The sequence below is a fragment of the Streptomyces sp. A18 genome, from assembly GCF_059026065.1.
In genome coordinates this window covers 1-2302 of the sequence record NZ_JBWLKL010000112.1, presented here as the reverse complement: position 1 = coordinate 2302, position 2302 = coordinate 1, and the positions used below count along the sequence as shown (strand labels likewise).

The following is a 2302-nucleotide window of genomic DNA, read 5'->3' as shown; positions in this document are numbered from 1 at the left end:
ATTCGCGACCCGGTCGGCATCACCAGGAATCGGATCGTTGTCCGCGACCGGGTGCCAATCACGTGGACGTCCGGCCACGAGTCAGCCCTTCTTCTTCCACAAGCGCTTCGGCTCAGTCCCAGTGCAACGTCCCGGCCACCACATCGAACAACTCCACCATCTGGTCCGCCAGCGGGTCTATCGGCGTGGAGAAGTTCAGGAGCAGCCAGCTCTTCGTCGCCGGGATCGGGACGTAGTACGTGACGAGGGTGTTCGGGAGCGTGTTGCCCAGTTGCGACGACGGGTCCGGGGCGTCCCTGCGGCGTTGGCGGACTGCTCGGCCCGCTGCTGCCAGGGTCACCACGCCCACCTCGGCCTCGGTCTCGCCCTCGTCGGAGCCGTCCTTCGTGGCCAGGTGCTCCGCCAAGTCCTCCGGGTCCGAGATCTTCGGCCACTCGTCCGGGCCCGGGATGCTGATCAGGAGGGAGGAGGAGAGGGGGAGCGGGCCGACCGTCAGGGTTGAGATGTAGAGCTCCGTGCCGCCTACGTTGTACGCGTCCTTCGCCTTGCGCTGCAGTTCCCGCATGAACTGCTTCTTGATGTGCGGGGCGTTGTCCACGCCGCGGAACTGCTGGTCCGCGAGCGCGATGATGCCGCGGTCACGGTCCTCGGGGGCCAGCGGGAGCTGGAACCAGCCGTCGGGGACGATGACGTTGTAGTCGGAGGGCGGCGAAGTGAATTCGCTGGCGTTCTTCATCAGGTTCTCGAATTCGCTCAGGTTTTTCGGATTCCGGCTCGCTCAGGACTGTCCGGATTCCGGCTTCGGGGTGAGTTCGTTTCCGTCCTCGTCCACCAGGTCCAGCCTCAGCGTCGGGACGATCTCGTCCACCCGCTGCGCGTTCTCCTCCGTCAGCTGGATCTTCTCCCAGGTCGCCGTGACGACGACCAGGCTCTGCATACCGGGCGGAAACACCGCGTACTTCACGAACTCGGTGATGCGGCGGCCCAGACCGAACATCCGCTTGATCTTCAGGGTCGACTGGACCCGCATCGCCGGGCCCGCCGGCAGATCCAGGCGGGTCACCTCCGGCTCCCCGACCACCTCGCCGTTCTCCCACTCCAAGAGCAGAGGGAGGACCTCGTCCGGCGTCGGGCGCGGGACGCCCTCGTCGCCGTACGAGTCGATCATCAAGCTGATCAGACCCTCGCCGCTCTCCGAGTAGTACGCCGCCGCCAGCGCCGGAGCGTCCTCGTTGAGGTTGAGTGCCCGCTCGGCCATGTCGTCGAAGACCGCGCTCTTCTCGATCTCCAGGGAGAGCGGGTTGAGCTCGTTGACGGTCTTCGTGGCCAGCGCCTTCGCCTCGGCCTTCGAGCCTTCGCGCAGCGTCAGGTCGACCCAGCCGGGCTGGAGGTCGAGGCGGACCGCGAAATCCTCTGACAGCGCCGGGACATCATCGTCAGGTGGTGTGTTCATTCGCTGCGTTCCTTCTTGGAGGGGGCTGCTCAGGCACGAGTGGGCCGCTCAGGCCACGAGCGGGTTGAGGTTACCGTCAAGGCCGAGGCCGGCCAGCGTAATGCCCGCTCCGGTGACCCCCAGACGCGTGGCCGTCTTCGAGATCTGGCTCACGGCATTCACGTCGAAGTTGCCGAGTCCGGCCGCCCCCGACTTGATCGACTTCAGGTCGGACGCGACACCGGGGTCGGCCATGGAGAACGACTTCCCGATGCCCTTGAAGGCACTTCCGCCGCCCCGCTCGGCCAGTTCGTTCCTGGCGGCCGCGAAGTTCCCTTCGCCCGGTTTGAGGGTCTTGAGATTCTTGCCCCAGGCCGCCTTCGAGAACGGTTCGGTGAACGGCTCCTTGAGGGACTTCCAGCCCTCGCCCTGCTCCAGCTTGAACTTCTTGCCGGAAAGCTTTCGCAGGTTCTTGTTCGCCCTGGTGATCTGCTTGGTGGTCCTGGCCTTTCCGGCCCGGCCCATCTTGCTGAGCGCCGTCTTCGCGAACTTCCCCGCCACCTTCGAGAAGGCCTTGCCCACGCCCATCAGCAGGAATCCGACCGCCGCCAGACCCACGTCCATCCAGTCGGCATTGCCCTGGAACACCTGGATGATGGTGCAGATGGTGGTGATCAGCGTGGCGATCATGGCGATCGCGCCCAGTACGCCCGCCAATGCCTGTCCGATGACGGGGATCCAGCCCACCACCAGGGAGAGGATTCCGCAGACGGTCGAGATCAACTCCGTGATGGACTTGATGTCGTCGACGAGGGATTCCCAGAAGCCGTCCTTCAGGGAGTCGTCGGCGATGACGTCCTCGATCGCGTC

3 protein-coding genes are annotated in these 2302 nt (G+C 65.4%); all 3 read right to left on the bottom strand.

Going from position 1 to position 2302, the window contains the following annotated elements; all coding sequences use genetic code 11:
- Positions 1 to 112: 112 nt before the first annotated feature.
- Positions 113 to 736, bottom strand: coding sequence for a hypothetical protein (locus AC5P1C_RS43645; RefSeq protein WP_493871569.1), 624 nt, complete (start codon positions 734 to 736; stop codon positions 113 to 115).
- A gap of 42 nt (positions 737 to 778) precedes the next feature.
- A complete protein-coding gene (locus AC5P1C_RS43640; RefSeq protein ID WP_493871568.1) occupies positions 779 to 1453 on the bottom strand; it encodes a hypothetical protein in 675 nt (224 codons plus the stop codon).
- Between the two features lie 48 nt (positions 1454 to 1501).
- A partial coding sequence (locus AC5P1C_RS43635) for a hypothetical protein (RefSeq protein WP_493871567.1) occupies positions 1502 to 2302 on the bottom strand: 801 nt, incomplete at its 5' end.

Excerpts from the sequence above, each read along its gene's own strand:
- AC5P1C_RS43640 (WP_493871568.1), bottom strand. The coding sequence starts at position 1,453 with ATGAACACACCACCTGACGATGATGTCCCGGCGCTGTCAGAGGATTTC.
- AC5P1C_RS43645 (WP_493871569.1), bottom strand. The coding sequence starts at position 736 with ATGAAGAACGCCAGCGAATTCACTTCGCCGCCCTCCGACTACAACGTC.